The organism is Iodobacter violaceini (assembly GCF_011601265.1).
Classification (GTDB): domain Bacteria; phylum Pseudomonadota; class Gammaproteobacteria; order Burkholderiales; family Chitinibacteraceae; genus Iodobacter; species Iodobacter violaceini.
The window spans coordinates 287,485-304,793 of record NZ_JAAOLX010000004.1 but is presented as its reverse complement, the minus strand read 5'-3'; the positions used below and the strand labels follow the sequence as shown (position 1 = coordinate 304,793).

The window sequence follows — 17,309 nt, the reverse complement described above, 5'->3', positions numbered from 1 at the left end:
CGGGTGGTGTTTAGGCAAAGAGGCTGTAGAAGATCGCAGAGATCGCAATCAGACCAATCATGACCACAAACACATTGCTCGCTGCGCCGGAATACTTACGCATTGCTGGTACTTTATGGATGGCGTACATCGGCATCAGGAACAGCAGTACTGCAATCACCGGGCCACCTAAGGTTTCAATCATTCCCAGAATATTTGGGTTGATTGTGGCAACTAACCATGTGGTGATCAGCATAAAGATCGAGGTGTAACGCTCAAGCTTAGGTGTTGAGATGGTTTTACCTTTTTCACGCAATTGTTTGATTACCAGACCATGCAGACCTTCTTTTGCACCAAGGTAATGGCCAAGGTAGGACTTAGTAATCGCGATAAAGGCAATGATCGGAGCCATCCAGGCAATAACAGGGTTATCAAAGTGATTGGCAAGGTAGGACAGAATCGAAATATTTTGTGCTTTAGCAGCAACTAAATCGGCAGGTGCCAGGCTGAATACGCAGCTAAATACAAAGAACATGACCGACAACACCATCATGATGTGGCTGCGCAGCAAGATTTTCGATGCGATTTGGTCTTCTTTGCCTGGGTGCAGTTTTTTCTGACCTACAGCAAAAGAAGAAATAATAGGTGAATGGTTAAACGAGAACACCATCACCGGGATAGCCAGCCACATGGTTTTGTAGAAAGAAGCGCTGGTCAGTGCATCACCCAGGCTGCCTGCCTGATCGATAACTGCGCTGTTCCAGTTTGGAATCAGATAAACAGCAAGCAACATTAAGGCAATCACAAAGGGATAAACCAGGACGCTCATGGCTTTAACGATGAATTCACCGCCAAGGCGCACAATAGACATCAGACCTAAGATCAGACACAGGGCAAAAATGCCGCGTGTTACTAAATCTGTCCCAACTGCGATATGCATCTGGTGCGTTAAAAAAGACAGCACGGTGTTGGTAATCGCTACGCTGTACACCAGCAGAATCGGGTAAATCGCAAAGAAATAAAGCAGGGTAATGATTTTACCTGCGCCTTTACCAAAGTGTTCTTCTACTACCTCTGTAATGTCACCATCTTTTGTTGAGCCGGATAAAACAAAACGGCTCAGCCCGCGGTGCGCAAAAAAGGTTAATGGCAATGCTAAAAACGCCATTAAAACCAGCGGCCAAAGACCACCAATCCCAGCATTAATCGGCAGGAATAAAGTGCCCGCACCAACGGCAGTGCCGTAGAGGCCAAGCATCCAAACGGTGTCGTGTTTGGTCCAGGTTGGTGCGCTGCCAGGCAGTGCAAGATCATTGAGTGTTGTGTCAGACATGATGTTTTCTCTAGATAAAAATAATTTTTTGAGTGTGTATGTTTAAGTCGATCAATCTGGATCGTTGGTTTCTCTTTTAGTTAGTACTGTTTTTCAAATAGCGATAAAGCGTGGGTTCTGAAATCGAGAGTAAAGAGGCTGTTTTTGCAATAAACCCTTTCACTAAAAAAACGCCGTTTTGTTCAAGTTTTTGCACAATGTCTTTTTTATCGGTGCTGCTTAAATGTTTGGCGGCAATCGGATAGCTGGCTAATGCCTGATTAATAATGTCGTCGCCTAATTCTTCTACTGAGTGGCTGAGTAATTCTTCGCTGGGTGTGTTTTCTTCGTGCTGAAAATACTGATGCAGTAATTCGCTGGCACGTTGCAGGTGATGGTCGTTGCGGTTAATGCACAACATGGCAAAGGGTTTACCTGCTTCGTCCTGAAGCAGCATGCTGGAGCTGCGCAGGCGATGGCCGTCGAGTGTCTTGCCCTGGTAGTTAGTTCGAAAAGGCGCTTTGGCGCTGTTCTGGCATTCGTGCAGCAAGCGCAGCGCAAAATCCGTGGCTGGAGCGCCAACTTTTCGTCCCGAGATTGGGTTCTTAATAATGCACAGCGATTTTTCCAGCTGATTCATATCGTGAACCGCCACCTCTGTCGACTCCCCTAATACCTGTGATAGGAAATCTGAGAGGATGTCTAGGTCTACCGAGATCTTCATGATAAAAAATTCTTGTCTTGATAAGTTGGTGTGGATTCTACTCCCGAATTTTTGTTCATGATGTTGGATTAAGTACGTTTTTTGATGATCATCAATAAAAAAATTTTCACAGAAATAAAAAATTATTAATACAAAATGTCAAAATTTTAATGCTAAATGGAATATATTATGTTTAGCTGCGTGTTTAGCGCCTTATATCTCTTTAAACTGTTTTTTGTAAAATTTGTATTATTTACTTTTTTGTTCTTATTGGATTGAGGGCGAAAAAAAACAACACCCTTCATTTTATGAAGTAAAAGTGTTGTTTTTTTGTAGGGTTGCGGGGTTTTAAGGGGGCTTTGGCGGTTTTTTTAGCAGCTCTGTGTCAGTTTGAATGTCAAGGGTACTGCTGACGAACGGACAAATCAGGCACGAAGACGATGCCAGAGCATGCCCAGTAACTCGTGTAAGGCAAAACTGCTGCGGTTGAGCGCCGCGGCTTTTGGCATAAAAGAAAGGATAGAAAGTGGCTCTTGGTTTGCGTAGTCTGTAGCAGCCGCAGTTACACGGAATCCGGTATTTTCAAAAGCCATTTGCGCTCTTTGCATGTGTGCGGCTTCGGTGATCAGTACAATTTTGGCGTTTTTTCCGAGTAGCCTGGCGCTCAGGCTGGCGTTTTCCTGGGTATCAACAGATTCACTTTCTACCCAGCGCACCGGAGTATTGAATTCTTCACGCAAAATCTTCGCCATCAGTACCGCCTCACTGATGCCCCCTAGTGGTTTTCCGCCGGTCACCAAGACAGGAAGCTGGCTTTGCTTCGCAATCTGCGCGGTATAGCGCAGCCGGGCCAGCGTGGCGTTATTGATGGTTTCCCCTTCTGGCTGATCGTAAGCGGCAAAGCGTTTTCCCCCGCCTAAGCAGACAATGGCCACTGTATTCGCAGGGATGGTTGTGAGGGCAGGAGGCTCAATCATGCGCAGCAAACGCTTCTCTATCACCGGCATTGAAAGAATAGTAAGGCTTAATATGCCGGCCGCAATCAAGCTACGCCCAAGGCGAGGCTTACGGGTCAGTAAAATTAGGCCGATAGTCATCAGTAATAAAAACAGGCCGGGTGGCAGTAAGCATGCGGCAATAGCGTTTTTAGCGAGTACGGCAGAATGCATGGGGCTTCCTGAGCGGTAAGTAGGGGGGGCATGTTTGGGGGGATTATATAACGGGCTTTTCCGCTGCAAAAAAAACTAAAAATAGCGTGTGCTGTGGCTTATTGAGAGAAATGCCGGCTGATCATTTAAATGAATGAATTTGAGCTGCCAAATGCACAAAGAGCCGCGATAGGCGGCTCTTTATTTGGGGGTTGAACAACGCAGGTTTTATTCGCCCAGATATGCTTGCTGAATCTTAGGGTTGGCCAGCAGGTTTTCTGCAGTATCTGCTAAGGTGATTTTTCCTGACTCCATTACATAGCCACGGTTGGCGGTTTGCAAAGCCAGTTTGGCATTTTGCTCTACCAGCAGCATGGTGACCCCTTCGGCGGCGATCATTTTGATGATCTCAAAAATCTTTTGCACAATAATCGGCGCAAGGCCCATCGATGGCTCATCCAGCAGCAGCAGCTTGGGGCGGCCTAATATGGCGCGGCCAATTGCCACCATTTGCTGTTCACCGCCAGACAGCGTGCCCGCCAGCTGTTTCATCCGCTCTTTTAGTCTTGGAAAAAGGTAGTAAACACGCTCCATATCATGCTCAATGCCTGCTTTATCGTTGCGCGTGTAGGCCCCCATTAACAGATTTTCTTCGACGGTGAGGCGGCTGAAAATGCCCCGGCCTTCGGGCACCATAATCAGCCCTTGTTTAACGTAATCGTAAATGGGTTTTTTAGCGGTTGACTGACCATCAAATAAAATATCGCCCGAGCTGGGGTTGCACATGCCGATCAGTGTTTTAAGCGTGGTGGTTTTACCTGCACCATTGGCACCAATCAGGGCCACCAGCTCCCCCTGATGGATTTCTAAATCAATTCCTTTTACGGCATGAATGCCGCCGTAGGCCACTTTTAAGTCTTTTACTTGTAATAATGGGCTACTCATTTTTGTGCAACTCCTTGAAAAGCTTCGCGCCAATCGTTTTTTGAGGGCGCTTTGGCCGGCAGTAATAGCGTACTCATTCCGGTGCAACGCCCAGATAGGCCTCAATCACACGGGGATCATTTTTTACGATTTCGGGTATGCCTTCAGCAATTTTTTTGCCGTAATCGAGCACCGCGATGCGATCACATAAATCCATCATGAGTTTTACATCGTGCTCGATCAGCAAGATAGTGACCCCATCGTTTCTGATTTTTTCCATCAGTTTTTTCAGATCGTCTGTTTCTTTGGGATTCATCCCCGCCGCCGGTTCATCCAGCGCCAGCAGCTTGGGGCGTGTCGCTAAGGCACGGGCAATTTCCAGACGGCGCTGATCCCCGTATGACAAGTTGCGTGCCAGCTCTTTGGCGTGCTTGCTGATTCCTACATAGGCAAGCAGTTCAGTCGCTTTAGTGTGGATATCGCGCTCTTCTTTGACGGCTTTGGGGCTATGGAAAATCGCGCCCAGAATACCGGACTGAGTGCGCACGTGCTGGCCGACCATTACGTTTTCAAGTGCCGTCATATTGGCAAAAAGGCGGATATTCTGAAAAGTGCGGGCAATGCCTGATTCAACAACGATATTGGGTTTTTGGCGGAATAAATCCAGACCATTAAAACTGAATTGGCCTTCATCAGGCTGATACAGCCCGGTAAGCACATTAAACAGCGTGGTTTTGCCAGCGCCATTAGGGCCGATTAAGCCGTAAATTTCACCTTTATTGATGGTCAGCCCAACACCAGACAAAGCATGCAGCCCGCCAAAACGCTTGGTAATGCCTTCAATTTTTAACAGTAATTCGCTCATGCTTTTGCCTCCTCATCTTTTTCGTGAAATTCTGCTTTGCGGCGCTTGGATGGCCACAAGCCTTCGGGGCGGAGCAGCATAATCACGATCATGGCAAGGCCAAAAATCAGCATGCGTAAGTTTTCCGGATCGACCACTTTGCGGCCAACCAGGGCGTGTTGCAGTGGATTGATCACGTCCCGCAAAATCTCTGGTGTGATCGATACAATAATCGCACCCAGAATCACGCCAGGAATATGCCCCATCCCGCCTAAGACCACCATGCACAGCACCATGATGGATTCCATCAAGACGAAGGACTCAGGTGAAACAAAGCCCTGGAAGCTGGCAAATAATGCCCCTGATACACCGCCAAAACTTGCGCCCATGGCAAACGCCAGCAGTTTGATATTGCGGGTGTTAATGCCCATTGCATTGGCGGCAATTTCATCTTCACGAATTGCTACCCAGGCACGGCCAATACGGGAGTTCTGCAGGCGCATGGAGACAAAAATAATCAAAAGACAAAATGCCAGAATCAAGTAGTAGTAGAGGTGCACTTTTTCAAAAGAGAGACCCAGAAACTCAATCGGGCGGCCAAAATCGTAACCGGCTACGTGAATGCTCTTAATATTGTTAATGCCCTGTGGCCCATTGGTGATATTGATTGGGCGATCCAGGTTGTTCATAAAAATACGGATAATCTCACCGAAGCCTAAGGTAACAATGGCCAGATAATCACCGCGCAGCTTTAAAGTGGGTGAGCCTAATAAAACGCCAAACAGCCCGGCAACTAAGCCGGCCATTAAAATCATGACAGGAAAAGAAGGAGAAATAAGCCAGGCAGGCAAAACGGCAGCCAGATGAGGTGAGTTTAAAATGGCATAGAGATAGGCGCCTACAGCATAAAAGGCGATATAGCCTAAATCCAGAAGACCTGCGTAACCGACAACAATATTTAGCCCGAGGGCCAGCATGATATAGAGCAGGGCAAAGTCGATGGTGCGAATCCAGGATTTGCCGCTTTCAAAGCTGCCTGTTAATGCAAAAGGCAGGACCAGCATCACGACTGTCAGCACCGCCATGGCGATCAGCCGTGTGCGGGGATTTTCAAGTTTTAATAGCATCATGTTTCCTCTGGGCATTAAGCACGGTCAGCAACACGCTCGCCTAACAGGCCGGACGGACGGAAAACCAGTACGATAATCAGTACGATAAAAGCGAAGATGTCTTTGTAGTTACTGCCAAATGCACCACCGGTTAAATCGCCCAGATAGCCAGAGCCCAGGCTTTCGATGAGGCCGAGCAACAGCCCGCCTAATACTGCGCCACCTAAATTACCAATTCCGCCCAGTACCGCTGCAGTAAAGGCTTTCAGGCCAATCAGAAAACCCATATAGGCATGGGCCTGATCGTAATTCGCGGCAACCATGACGCCTGCTACCGCACCCAGTGCAGAGCCAATCATAAATACCATAGAAATGATGGAGTTGATGTTTACACCCATTAAGCCTGCAACTTCCGGGTTTTGTGCCGTAGCGCGCATGGCACGGCCAAGCTTGGTGCGCTCAATCAGAAAAAACAGGCCAGCCATTAAGGCCAGGGCCAGGCCAATAATGGCGATTTGCAAGCTGGTAATGGTTGCGCCGCCAATTTCATGTACGGTGCTGGGCAAAATGGCGGGGAAAGGCCGGTAGTTGCGGCCCCAGATCAGCATGGCGGCCTGTTGCAAGACAATGGATACACCAATGGCTGTAATCAGGGGGGCAAGCCTTGGGGCTTTACGCAGCGGACGATAGGCAATTTTCTCAATCGCATAGCCTAAAAGAATCGAGACAGGCACGGCCATCATAAAGCCAATTAATAAAAGCATCGGGCCTGGCAATGCGACGTTGTGGCCAATTAAGACGTTGATACAGGTAATGGTGACCATCGCGCCAATCATAACAATCTCGCCATGGGCAAAATTGATCAGCTGCATGATGCCGTACACCATGGTGTAGCCAAGGGCAATCAGCGCATAAATGCTGCCGACAACCAAGCCATTAAAAATTTGCTGGAGAAAAATATCCACGTTGTTTAGGCCCAAGTAAGGAGTGCAGATGCGATTGAATAAGACCATTACAGTTTGGTCTGAGTACAAAAATTAACCTTGAATAATTGCTGCGGATACTTGTGAATTTCCCCAACTGGCCATCTGGGGTGAGGGCGTTTTAAACAAGGAGATTAAGGTTTATTGGCTAATGCATTCTATTCGGATATAAGCCCGCTGCTATTTAATTGTCATTGTTTTGAATGCTTTATTCATTTTTTAAAACAGGAGGATAGGGCTTTTGTTCTGTAAATCAGGAGCGTGGGATTTATTTAAGGCTACTTCATTGGTATGAGGTTTAAACCTTGGGGAATGGCGGGGATAAGCATTGATTTAGAAAAGGATATTGCTCGTTCTGGGTTGATTGTTGGCAGGGCAAGAATAGACAGACTGTTGTTTACAGAAATAAAAAAGCCACCGGAGATGATCCGGTGGCTTTGGGCAGGCTTATTTCAGGTCTGATTAAAACTGCTTGGTTTGAACCTGAACTAAAGGCTCTGCAGTGTGATCACTTGCGGGCACCGCTGCATCACGGCGCGGCGCACGGGGTGCATCTGCTACCGGTTTCGCTGCTGCTTCCGTATTACCTGCTGCTTGTGTTTCAACTTGCTGAAGCATCGGTGTTTCGTTTACCAGCTGTGTGTTTGCAGCTTGCACATCGCGGCGGCGGCGGCGCACTGGTGCCACAACAACCGGCTCTTCGGCCGCTGCCGGCAGGTTGCGGGTAGCAACCATGACCAGTCCTGCGGCTTCAGGTGTGCCAATTTGTAATGCGGGTGCTGGTGCTGGTGCAGCAGGCGTTACAGGCGCAGGTACAACAGGCGCTGGCTCAGCCGGGGTGACTGTAACAACAGGAGCCGCAGGAGCTGCAACCGGTGCTGGCGCAGCAACAGGCTCAGCAGCGACAACAGGTGCAGGTGTGCTTACAACCACTGGCGCAGGCGCTGGGGTTGCAATGGCTTCTGCCGCCGGAGCAACAGGGGCCGGAGCAAGCACCGGTGCGGCAGGGATGACCGCTGCAGGTACAACAACCGGGGCAACAGGAGCCGCTTCAGCAACAGCAGGCGCTACTGGTACAGCTGCAACTTCCACTGGTGCAATATTTACGACAGGAGCAGCAGGCGCAACATTTACAACCGGAGCATGTACCGGAGCCGGGGTGGGTGTGCTCACAACGGGCGCTGGTGCAGGGGCTGAAGCCACAAAGCCGTGTGCTGGTGCATCAATGGCTGTGAAGGCTGCTTCTGCTCCGCTGGTTTCAACACGTTCACCACGACGCTCGCCACGGCGGCTGCGACGGCGGCGGCTGCGTTGCTGCTCGCTGGCTTCATCCGTGTTGTTTTCTGCTACAGGTGCATTTAACAACGCTTCAGTATTACTTGCAGCAGCGGCTTCTTTACGTGGCTGACGTTCCTGACGTGGCCGTGGCGGACGCTCGTTACGCGGGCGTTGTTCTGCCGGGGCTTCGCTGCGTTCAGTGCGATCATTGCGCTCGTTCCGTTCACGTGGCTCGCGGTTTTCACGCGCTTCACGATTTTCACGGCTCTTTTGCAAGTCTTCTTCGATGCGAGGTTTGCCACTGCCGCGACGTGCCTGTGCAGGTGCTTCTTCATTACGGGCAGGACGCTCTGCGCGTGGTGCCTGGCCTTCACGTGGCTCACGCGGCGGGCGCTGGCCACGATCATTGCGGTTGCGCGAGTTGTTTTGCGGACGAGCGGCAGCTACAGGTTTTGGTGGCTCAACCGGAGCAGCAGGCTCACCCTGGAACCATGTCAGCAGTTTTTTCCACAGTGATGGGGCAGCAACGGTGTCGCTCGGTGCGGCTATACGATCACGGGCAGAGATTGGCGCTGGCTGGTCAGGCGTAATACCCTTCACCATGGCTTCCTGGCGCTTGGTTTGCTCTTCTTTCACCTTGCCTGGCTGGTAGCCGGTTTCACTTGGCTGGTCAACCATTTTGTAGGAAGGAATAACGTCTTCATTGTTGCCAATGTCTTCGTGACGCAGGCGCGACAGATTGTAGTTGGGTGTTTCCAGATGGGTATTTGGAATCAGTACCACACTGACTTTCAGGCGTGCTTCAAGTGCAAAAATTTCGGCACGTTTTTCATTGAGCAGGAAGGTCGCAACATCAACCGGCACCTGTGCATGAATTGCACCGGTGTTTTCCTTCATTGATTCTTCTTGAATAATCCGCAGGATATTGAGTGCAGAAGATTCGATGCCGCGTGTAAAGCCGGTGCCGTGGCAGCGCGGGCAAGCGATATGGCTGGTTTCTTCTAATGAAGGCTGCAGGCGCTGGCGGGATAATTCCATCAGGCCAAAGCGGCTGATTTTGCCGGTTTGAACACGGGCACGGTCGTGATGCAGGGCGTCACGCAGGCGGTTTTCTACTTCGCGCTGATTCTTTGGGTTTTCCATGTCGATAAAATCGATCACGATCAAACCACCCACGTCACGTAAACGCATCTGACGGGCGATTTCGTCAGCGGCTTCCATATTGGTGCGCAATGCGGTTTCTTCGATATCGGCACCTTTGGTGGAGCGGGCCGAGTTTACGTCGATAGAATAAAGCGCTTCGGTTTTATCGATTACAATCGCGCCGCCGGATGGCAGATTCACTTCGCGGGCAAAGGCGGTTTCGATCTGATGTTCGATCTGGAAGCGTGAGAACAGCGGTACGTCATCCTGATAGAACTTCACGCGGTTTACATTGGCCGGCATTACATGGCTCATAAACTGGCGTGCCTGCTCATAAATATCGAGCTTGTCGATCAGGAGTTCGCCGATTTCAGGCTGGAAGTAATCGCGGATTGCACGGATGACCAGGCTGGATTCCTGATAAATCAGGAAAGCGCCAGTCTGGGTAGAAGCCGCGCCTTCAACTGCACGCCAGAGTTGCAATAGGTAGTTTAAATCCCACTGTAATTCTTCGGCATTGCGGCCAATGGCGGCAGTGCGGGCAATCAGGCTCATGCCGTTTGGCGTTTCCAGCTGATCAAGAACGGCGCGAAGCTCGTTACGCTCTTCACCCTCGATGCGGCGGGAAACACCACCACCACGCGGGTTGTTTGGCATCAGTACCAAATAACGGCCAGCAAGGCTGATATAGGTCGTCAGGGCTGCGCCTTTATTGCCACGCTCGTCTTTCTCTACCTGAACGATCAGTTCCTGACCTTCTTTAAGAGAATCACCGATACGCGGGCGGCCATTGCCGTCGCCATTGTCATTCAGGTAGGCGCGGGCGACTTCCTTAAACGGCAAAAAGCCATGGCGATCGCAGCCGTAATCAATGAAGCAGGCTTCAAGGCTAGGCTCTACGCGGGTAATCACACCCTTGTAGATATTGGATTTCCGCTGTTCTTTACCAACGGTTTCAATGTCGAGGTCGACCAGCTTCTGACCATCAACAATCGCAACGCGCAGCTCTTCAGCCTGCGTTGCGTTAAATAACATACGTTTCATAAAAAAGACTCCGGCACGCACTCACGCGGCAGGAATTAGGTTCTGGCATGCCCAGTGTAACTGCCTGAACGCAGGCGGTTAATAAGTGCCCGCATCATATTGATGGCGCTGGGGGAGTTAGGCTGTTTCCATGCAATTATTTACAGCGGCCAGCAAAAGGGCGGTGAAGTTTATACCTGGGCTTGGAAATCGGCCTAAAATCCTTGTTAAGCAATGATTTAAACAAGGATCTGGATTCGGTTTCTTGCTGGTTTTTATTCTTCTCTCACCTTTTTTTTGCGGCCATTACAATGGTGACTAGCTGCCGAACGTACCATACCGGCGTTTTTACTTGTTTTTCTGTAAAAGTAGGCCAGTACGCTAATAAGAATCCGATGAGTGCTTTATATATATAAATCAATTACCATCGCTGCTTTTTGCGGTGAGCGAGATAACCGCTTCCCGGAACTTGTTGCATCAGCTTGACGGCAGACAGGCGAGCCCCGCGCTCGCGCTCCCAGTTTTGCTAAGACTGGCTTTTTGTGCCAGTTGGGAGGGGCAGAGCATATTTCTCTACGGCGGGAAGGTAATCGCCGGCTGTATCGTCTTGCAGTATTGCTTTAAGAGCGGGATCTAAAAGTGGCCTTGGCCACCTTGCGCAGTGCTTGTCCTGAGGGGGCTGTTAAAAAGTCCCTTATCAAAACAAGCCCTTGCGGTAATCGTTGCCGTTGCGTTTTTATCGCACCGGCCAACCTGCCGCAACCTTCTGGGTTGTGGCGTGCGGAGAGTATAAGTCAAGATGAAGGGCAGTAGCAAAGCATCCGTCACGTTCCTGACCGTGGATGAAGAAGATGCCGGCCAAAGGCTGGATAATTTTTTGTTAAAACACCTCAAGGGCGTACCCAAAAGTCATGTTTATCGTATTGTGCGCAGCGGTGAAGTTCGCGTAAATAAGGGCCGCAGTGATGTAACGTATCGCATCGCTGCCGGTGATGTTTTACGCTTGCCGCCGGTCCGTGTTGCAGAAAAGCCTGATGCCACGCCAGCTGTGGCGGCTTCGCACCGTATTGATATCCCCATCATCTTTGAAGATGATGCCATTTTAATTTTAAATAAACCTGCAGGGCTTGCGGTTCATGGTGGCTCGGGTGTCAGCTTTGGTCTGATTGAGCTGATTCGCGCTCAGCGGCCGCAAGCTAAATTTCTGGAATTAGTGCACAGGCTGGACAGAGAAACGTCGGGCATTCTGATGGTGGCCAAAAAGCGCTCTGCGCTGACTGCTTTGCAGGATGCCTTGCGTGATAATCACCGGATTGATAAGCGATATTTGGCTTTGGTGAAAGGTGTGTGGGAAAATCCACGCAGCCATGTCAAATTTTCTTTGTTGAAATACAACACTGCCGAGGGTGAGCGTCGTGTGCGTGTTTCGCCCGAAGGTAAGATTTCGCATACGGTTGTGAATCGCCGTCAGGTCTGGAAAGATTGTTCCTTGCTGGAATGCGAGCTTAAAACAGGGCGCACTCATCAGATTCGGGTGCACCTTGCTGCAAGCGAGCATCCTATTCTGGGCGATGAGAAATACGGTGACTTTGCTTTAAATAAAATCTTGCCAAAGCAAGGGTTGCGGCGCATGTTTCTGCATGCATGGCGCCTGGTGGTTGATCACCCTGTTACAGGTAAATCATTAGAGCTGGAAGCGCCTTTGCCGCCCGAATTACAATCGTATATCGACAAACTTGAGAAAACGCATGCCTAAGCAATTTGATTTGCTGGTTTTTGATTGGGATGGCACTTTGATGGATTCCACGGGCACGATCGCCCGTGCTATTCAATCGGCTTTTGCAGAGGTTGGTTTACCTGAGCCATCAGATAAAGAAGCACGTTATGTCATTGGATACGGAATGCATGAGGCCATGCAGCATCTTGCCCCTGAAGCCAGTGCTGCCCAGATTACCGAGGTTGTCGGGGCGTACCGGCGCTTTTATTTAGCTCAGGATCAGGATGTGGCTTTATACGACGGGGTGCTGGATGCCCTGCCATTATTTGCTGATGCAGGCTTTCAAATGGCTGTGGCAACGGGAAAATCCAGGGCGGGTTTAGACCGGGTCCTGGCGTCTACGGGGCTGGATGCGTTTTTTAAAATTACGCGCACGGCCGATGAAGCGTTTTCCAAACCTCATCCTGCAATGCTGCATTACATTCTGGATAAATGCGGAGTGGATGGGAGCCGGGCAGTGATGATTGGCGACACCACGCATGATTTGCAGCTGGCACAAAATGCGGGGACGCAAAGTTTGGCGCTCACCTATGGTGCACACAAACTGCCAGAGTTATTAACATGCAAGCCGTTGGCGCATTTTGATAATTTCCATGCTTTAAAAGATTGGATTTTATTAAATGCCTGACCGGGTGCTGTGCCAGAGCCAGGATTTAGCAGAGCGTGGCCTGGCGCAGCGCTTTACCCTGCTGTGGGGAGGGCGTGAACGGAATGCTTTCGTACTTAGGTATGATGGTCAGGTGTATGCATATATTAATGAGTGTGCACATATTCCGATTGAGCTGGATTTTAATCCGGGGGATTTTTTTGATTACTCCCGCTCCTGGCTTGTTTGTTCTACACACGGCGCATATTATGCGCCCGATACGGGTCTTTGCCTGGGCGGCCCTTGCCCGGGCCGCAAGCTTGTTTCTTTACCGGTTCGCGAATACGCGGGCCAAGTTTGCCTGATTGAGGAAAAAACACAGCATGAATGAATCCTGGGAACGCGAACAATTACAAAGTTTGCTGCATGCCGGTATTAAAGAAAGACGCAGTGCCCGCCGCTGGAATATCTTTTTTAAGCTGGTCACTTTTAGTATTGTGATTCTGATTCTGGCCATGATGATGGGCTGGGTGGGTAAGAAAGCCAGTGATGAGCTGGCGGGGCCGCATACAGCCGTGGTGCGTCTGGAGGGTGCTATTTCAGCGGGGGGCGAGGCCGATGCAGCCACTCTGATCGAAGGTTTAACTGCTGCGTTTGAAGATAAAAACACCAAAGCGGTGATTTTACAGGCCAACAGCCCGGGTGGCAGTCCGGTACAGGCTGGGATGATGTCGGATGAAATTGCCCGCCTGAAAAAGTTGCATCCTAAGATTCCATTTTATGTGGTGATTGAGGAAATATGCGCTTCCGGCTGCTATTACGCAGCAGCAGGTGCAGATAAAATCTACGCGGATAAGGCTTCTATGGTGGGCTCGATTGGTGTATTGATGGATGGCTTTGGTTTTAGCGGTGTCATGGAAAAACTGGGCGTAGAGCGTCGTTTGCTGACAGCAGGTGCAAACAAAGGTTTTTTAGACCCTTATTCACCAATGAGCCAGGGGCAGCGGGATAAGGCGCAGGTCATGCTGGATGAGATTCATCAGCAGTTTATTGCGGTGGTTAAAGCTGGGCGCGGTAATAAGCTGGCAGATAACCCGGATCTCTTTTCCGGCCTGGTGTGGAGTGGCGCAGCCAGCGTCAAAATGGGTCTGGTTGATGCATTAGGCTCGGTGGACAGCGTTGCGCGTGATGTGGTTAAGGCGAAAGATATTGTCGATTTTACGCCCCGCCCAAGTTATGCAGACCGCCTGGCCCGCCAGATTGGGGTGTCTGCGGCAAACAAGCTGGTTTCAGAATTTAATCTGCAACTAAAGTAAAAGGCAGACAAGACTGGTTTTAAAATATTGGCTTGTGCAGGTGGGTACAGCAGTGTGCCCGCCTTTTATCTTGAAAAGGGGCTCAGCATGGCACGCAAGCGCAGGCACGAGGAACATGATAATCATGAGCGCTGGTTGGTGTCTTATGCAGATTTTATTACCCTGCTATTTGCTTTTTTTGTGGTGATGTACGCTATTTCATCGGTGAATGAAGGCAAATATAAGGTGTTGTCAAATTCGATGGTGGATGCATTCAAGCAAACACCAACCAGCAAAGAAGTGATCAAACAAAACCAGCCTGTTGCAGGTGTGCCGGATAAGCTTGTGGTGCTGACAGCAGTATCTGTCCCTTCGCCCAGCCCTAAAGTGCTTGAGCAGACACAAAAAATGCAGGGCATGGCTGGTGATTTAAAAAAATCGCTGGGTACTTTGATTGATCAGGGCAAGGTGCGTGTAACTCAGTCCAAGCGGGGTATTGCGGTAGAAATCAGCGATTCAGTTTTGTTTGATACTGCCAAGGCAGATTTACATACTGAATCGGCCACAGCGCTGATTGCGGTGGCTGAAATGGTTAAGAATACGGATAACCTGATTCAGATCGAAGGCAATACGGATAATCAGGCCATGCGCTCCGGGCAGTTTCCTTCCAACTGGGAATTATCTGCAGCCCGTGCCGCCAGCGTGGTGCGTTTATTTGTTGATGTAGGCGTAGCGCCGCAGCGACTTGTGGCAATAGGCTATGGTGAATTTCGGCCGCAAGGCAGTAATGACACCCCGGAAGGCCGGGCCAGCAATCGCAGGGTGACCTTGAATATTCTTGCTGATAATAAAGACGAAGTAGCAGTACTGCCACCGGGGAATGAAACCAAGCCTGCCCCCGCTCCTGCTGCGCCTAAATAAACCAAACTCATCAGTAAGGCCTCTCCCGTTAAAAAGATCTGCAGGCACAGAGAGCACAAAGTTTAAAGACAGTACGCCAGGAATATCCCGAGGGATTATGGCGCTTGCCTTTCTGTTTGTTGTGCCCCCGTTTAGCTCTGTGTTTGAAGATCTGAGGCTGGGGCTGTCTGTTTAAATCGAAAAATCCTCACTCACTCCGCTTAAGGTCTGCATGGCTAAGTGGGCGCTGAGAAATACTTCCCCGTCCAGCGTGCTCAGCATTTCACTGCGGCGCAAATGATCCATAACAGGGCCTTTTACTTCGGCCAGATGGATTTTAATTTGCCGCACCCGCAGGTTTTCTTGCAGGAGGCTGATCGCCTGCATGGCACTGTAATCAATACTGTTGACCGCAGACAGAATAAGCAGCAGATGTTTCGCGGCAGGTGCCTGGGCAAGAATTTGGATGAGTTCAGCCTGTATTTTTGCGCTATTGCCAAAATAAAGGCTTTCATCAATTCGGATGGCCACAACGGCCGGACAGGTTTGGGTGGTAAAACGGTTGATGTTTCTAAAATGCTCTGTGCCCGCAATCCGGCCGACGACGGCGATATGCGGCTGGCTGCTGCGGTATAAAAACAGAATGAGCGATACCCCTGTCCCGGCCACAATGCCCTGCATGGCGCCTAAAAGTAAAACAGCGATGGCTGTGCTGATAAAAGCAGCCCCGTCACGCCAGTCATAACGCCAGCTGCGAATCAGAAAATCAAAATCAATCAGGCGAATGGCTACCAGAATAATGGTGGCGGCTAACAGTGCTTGCGGCAGGAGCGCTAAGTAATCGCTGAACCAGTGTGCCGCCAGAGCAATCCATGCTGCAGTCATTACACCCGCCAGAGGGGTATGTGCGCCCGAAGCGGCATTGACGGCAGTGCGGGAAAACCCGCCGCTCACAGGAAACCCGCCGCTTGCTGCAGCTGCAATATTGGCGGCACCTAAACCAATCAGCTCCTGATTGCTGTCAATATTTCGCCTGGCTTTGAGCGCCAGACTTTGAGCAATGGTGATGCTTTGCAAAAAGCCAGCTAAACCAATGGTGATGGCAGGCAGCCAGAGCCGGGCGAGCTGATCCGGATGAAGATCTGGCCAGGCAAATGCAGGCAACTGGCCTGGAAATGGGCCAATTAAGCGCGTTTGGATGTTTAAGCCGTGTACTGCGGCGGTGATCAGCAGTATCAGAAACAGCGGGCTGAGTTTTGCAATCAGCTGGGCATGCGGTACTTTTTTATTCAGCAGCAGGGTGTTGAGTGGCTGCCCCAGCAGCCAGAGTAAAGCAAGGCAAGTCAGGCCAAAAAGAAGGTGATGGGGCTGATGTATGATGACGTGCAGCAGCGTATGGTCCTGCGCGCCAAGCAGTGGGGTGGTTTGCCCAATGATGATCAGGATGGCGGCGCCGCTGGTAAAGCCGTTAATCACGGGGTGGGAAAGAAGTTGCGTTATAAAGCCGAGCCTCAGCAAGCCAAGGGCGGCTAAAAACAAGCCTGAGAGCAGGGCAAGGCTGGCGGCCAGTGCGCTGTATTCTGCTGAACCCATGACGGCCAGCGGGGCTAGGGCGCTGGCCGTCATCACTGCGCTGATGGCCATGGGGCCGACCGATTGCACCATGCTGCTGGCAAAAAATGCATAAACCACCAGCGGTAAAATACTGGCATAAATTCCGGCTTGCGGCGGCAGGCCCGCCAGCAAGGCGTAGGCCAGGCTTTGTGGAATAAGAAGCACAGCAACAATCAGGCTGGCGCTTAAATCTCCGGCAAAAGTTTTTTTCTGGTACTGAGGCAGCCATTGCAAAATCGGAAAAAACTTTGCCAGGGATTGGGTGGCTTTCATGGCTTTTTGGGGATCAGATTAAAAATAAACATGCCAATAAGCATGGATACAACAAAGATAAACGCCTTCACTTCGCCCATGGCAAGCGCAACAAGGCCGGGGCCCGGGCAAATGCCAGCCAGCCCCCAGCCCATGCCAAAAAGAATGCTGCCTGCAATCAGCGGGCGATCAATGATCTTGCTGTCTGGCAAAGCCATTTTTTCATGGGTCAGCAAGGTTTGCCTGCGGGTTTTGGCCCAAATAAAAAAGGGAGTGGCAGTTGCAATGGCGCCTGCCATGACCAGCGCGAGGCTTGGATCCCAGTGACCGGTTAAATCAAGAAAGCCAATCACTTTGGTCGGGTTAACCATGCCAGAAATAATCAGTCCAAGGCTGAACAGCAGCCCGGCAAATAAAGCAATTATCTTGAGCATTTGAT

Annotated in this window: 15 protein-coding genes; 5 read left to right on the top strand and 10 right to left on the bottom strand. The window is 50.3% G+C overall.

Going from position 1 to position 17,309, the window contains the following annotated elements:
- Positions 1-10 precede the first annotated feature (10 nt).
- The 8 genes from HA050_RS09725 to HA050_RS09690 form a co-directional block, all read right to left on the bottom strand.
- A complete protein-coding gene (locus tag HA050_RS09725; protein ID WP_166825161.1) occupies positions 11-1,312 on the bottom strand; it encodes an HAAAP family serine/threonine permease in 1,302 nt (433 codons plus the stop codon).
- 76 nt (positions 1,313-1,388) lie between these two features.
- Entirely contained in the window at positions 1,389-2,015 is a 627-nt protein-coding gene (locus HA050_RS09720; RefSeq protein ID WP_099399103.1) for a helix-turn-helix transcriptional regulator, read from the bottom strand.
- Between the two features lie 404 nt (positions 2,016-2,419).
- A complete protein-coding gene (locus HA050_RS09715) occupies positions 2,420-3,163 on the bottom strand; it encodes a YdcF family protein (protein WP_166825158.1) in 744 nt (247 codons plus the stop codon).
- A gap of 207 nt (positions 3,164-3,370) precedes the next feature.
- On the bottom strand, positions 3,371-4,087 hold the full coding sequence (locus HA050_RS09710) for an ABC transporter ATP-binding protein (RefSeq protein ID WP_099398452.1): 717 nt from the start codon (positions 4,085-4,087) through the stop codon (positions 3,371-3,373).
- Between the two features lie 73 nt (positions 4,088-4,160).
- Positions 4,161-4,931 carry an ABC transporter ATP-binding protein gene (locus tag HA050_RS09705; RefSeq protein WP_166825155.1) on the bottom strand — a complete coding sequence of 257 codons (771 nt, stop codon included), beginning with the start codon at positions 4,929-4,931 and terminating at the stop codon, positions 4,161-4,163.
- Positions 4,928-6,040: an ABC transporter permease subunit gene (locus HA050_RS09700; RefSeq protein ID WP_166825153.1), complete on the bottom strand. Its 1,113-nt coding sequence runs from the start codon at positions 6,038-6,040 to the stop codon at positions 4,928-4,930. Before HA050_RS09700 ends, HA050_RS09705 begins: the two co-directional genes overlap by 4 nt.
- Positions 6,041-6,054: 14 nt before the next feature.
- A complete protein-coding gene (locus tag HA050_RS09695) occupies positions 6,055-6,984 on the bottom strand; it encodes a branched-chain amino acid ABC transporter permease (RefSeq protein ID WP_099398492.1) in 930 nt (309 codons plus the stop codon).
- 480 nt (positions 6,985-7,464) lie between these two features.
- Complete coding sequence (locus HA050_RS09690; RefSeq protein WP_166825150.1) at positions 7,465-10,467, bottom strand: Rne/Rng family ribonuclease; 3,003 nt, start codon at positions 10,465-10,467, stop codon at positions 7,465-7,467.
- Between the two features lie 778 nt (positions 10,468-11,245).
- On the opposite strand from HA050_RS09690, the gene HA050_RS09685 reads away from it, so the two are divergent.
- From HA050_RS09685 to motD, 5 genes are all read left to right on the top strand, one after another.
- Positions 11,246-12,202 (top strand): RluA family pseudouridine synthase, encoded by a 957-nt coding sequence (locus HA050_RS09685; protein ID WP_166825148.1) that lies wholly within the window; start codon positions 11,246-11,248, stop codon positions 12,200-12,202.
- A complete protein-coding gene (locus tag HA050_RS09680) occupies positions 12,195-12,851 on the top strand; it encodes an HAD-IA family hydrolase (protein ID WP_166825145.1) in 657 nt (218 codons plus the stop codon). The genes HA050_RS09685 and HA050_RS09680 overlap by 8 nt, the downstream gene beginning before the upstream one ends.
- The gene (locus HA050_RS09675; RefSeq protein ID WP_166825142.1) at positions 12,844-13,200 is read left to right on the top strand and encodes a Rieske (2Fe-2S) protein; all 357 of its coding nucleotides are present in this window, start codon (positions 12,844-12,846) and stop codon (positions 13,198-13,200) included. Before HA050_RS09680 ends, HA050_RS09675 begins: the two co-directional genes overlap by 8 nt.
- On the top strand, positions 13,193-14,125 hold the full coding sequence (locus HA050_RS09670) for a S49 family peptidase (protein ID WP_099398459.1): 933 nt from the start codon (positions 13,193-13,195) through the stop codon (positions 14,123-14,125). The genes HA050_RS09675 and HA050_RS09670 overlap by 8 nt, the downstream gene beginning before the upstream one ends.
- A gap of 87 nt (positions 14,126-14,212) precedes the next feature.
- Positions 14,213-15,025 carry a flagellar motor protein MotD gene (motD, locus tag HA050_RS09665; RefSeq protein WP_166825139.1) on the top strand — a complete coding sequence of 271 codons (813 nt, stop codon included), beginning with the start codon at positions 14,213-14,215 and terminating at the stop codon, positions 15,023-15,025.
- 171 nt (positions 15,026-15,196) lie between these two features.
- Here the strand turns inward: motD and HA050_RS09660 are convergent, their stop codons facing one another.
- Positions 15,197-16,891, bottom strand: a complete 1,695-nt coding sequence (locus HA050_RS09660; RefSeq protein ID WP_166825136.1) for a SulP family inorganic anion transporter — start codon at positions 16,889-16,891, stop codon at positions 15,197-15,199.
- A complete protein-coding gene (locus HA050_RS09655; protein WP_166825134.1) occupies positions 16,888-17,304 on the bottom strand; it encodes a DUF6691 family protein in 417 nt (138 codons plus the stop codon). Before HA050_RS09655 ends, HA050_RS09660 begins: the two co-directional genes overlap by 4 nt.
- Positions 17,305-17,309 lie beyond the last annotated feature (5 nt).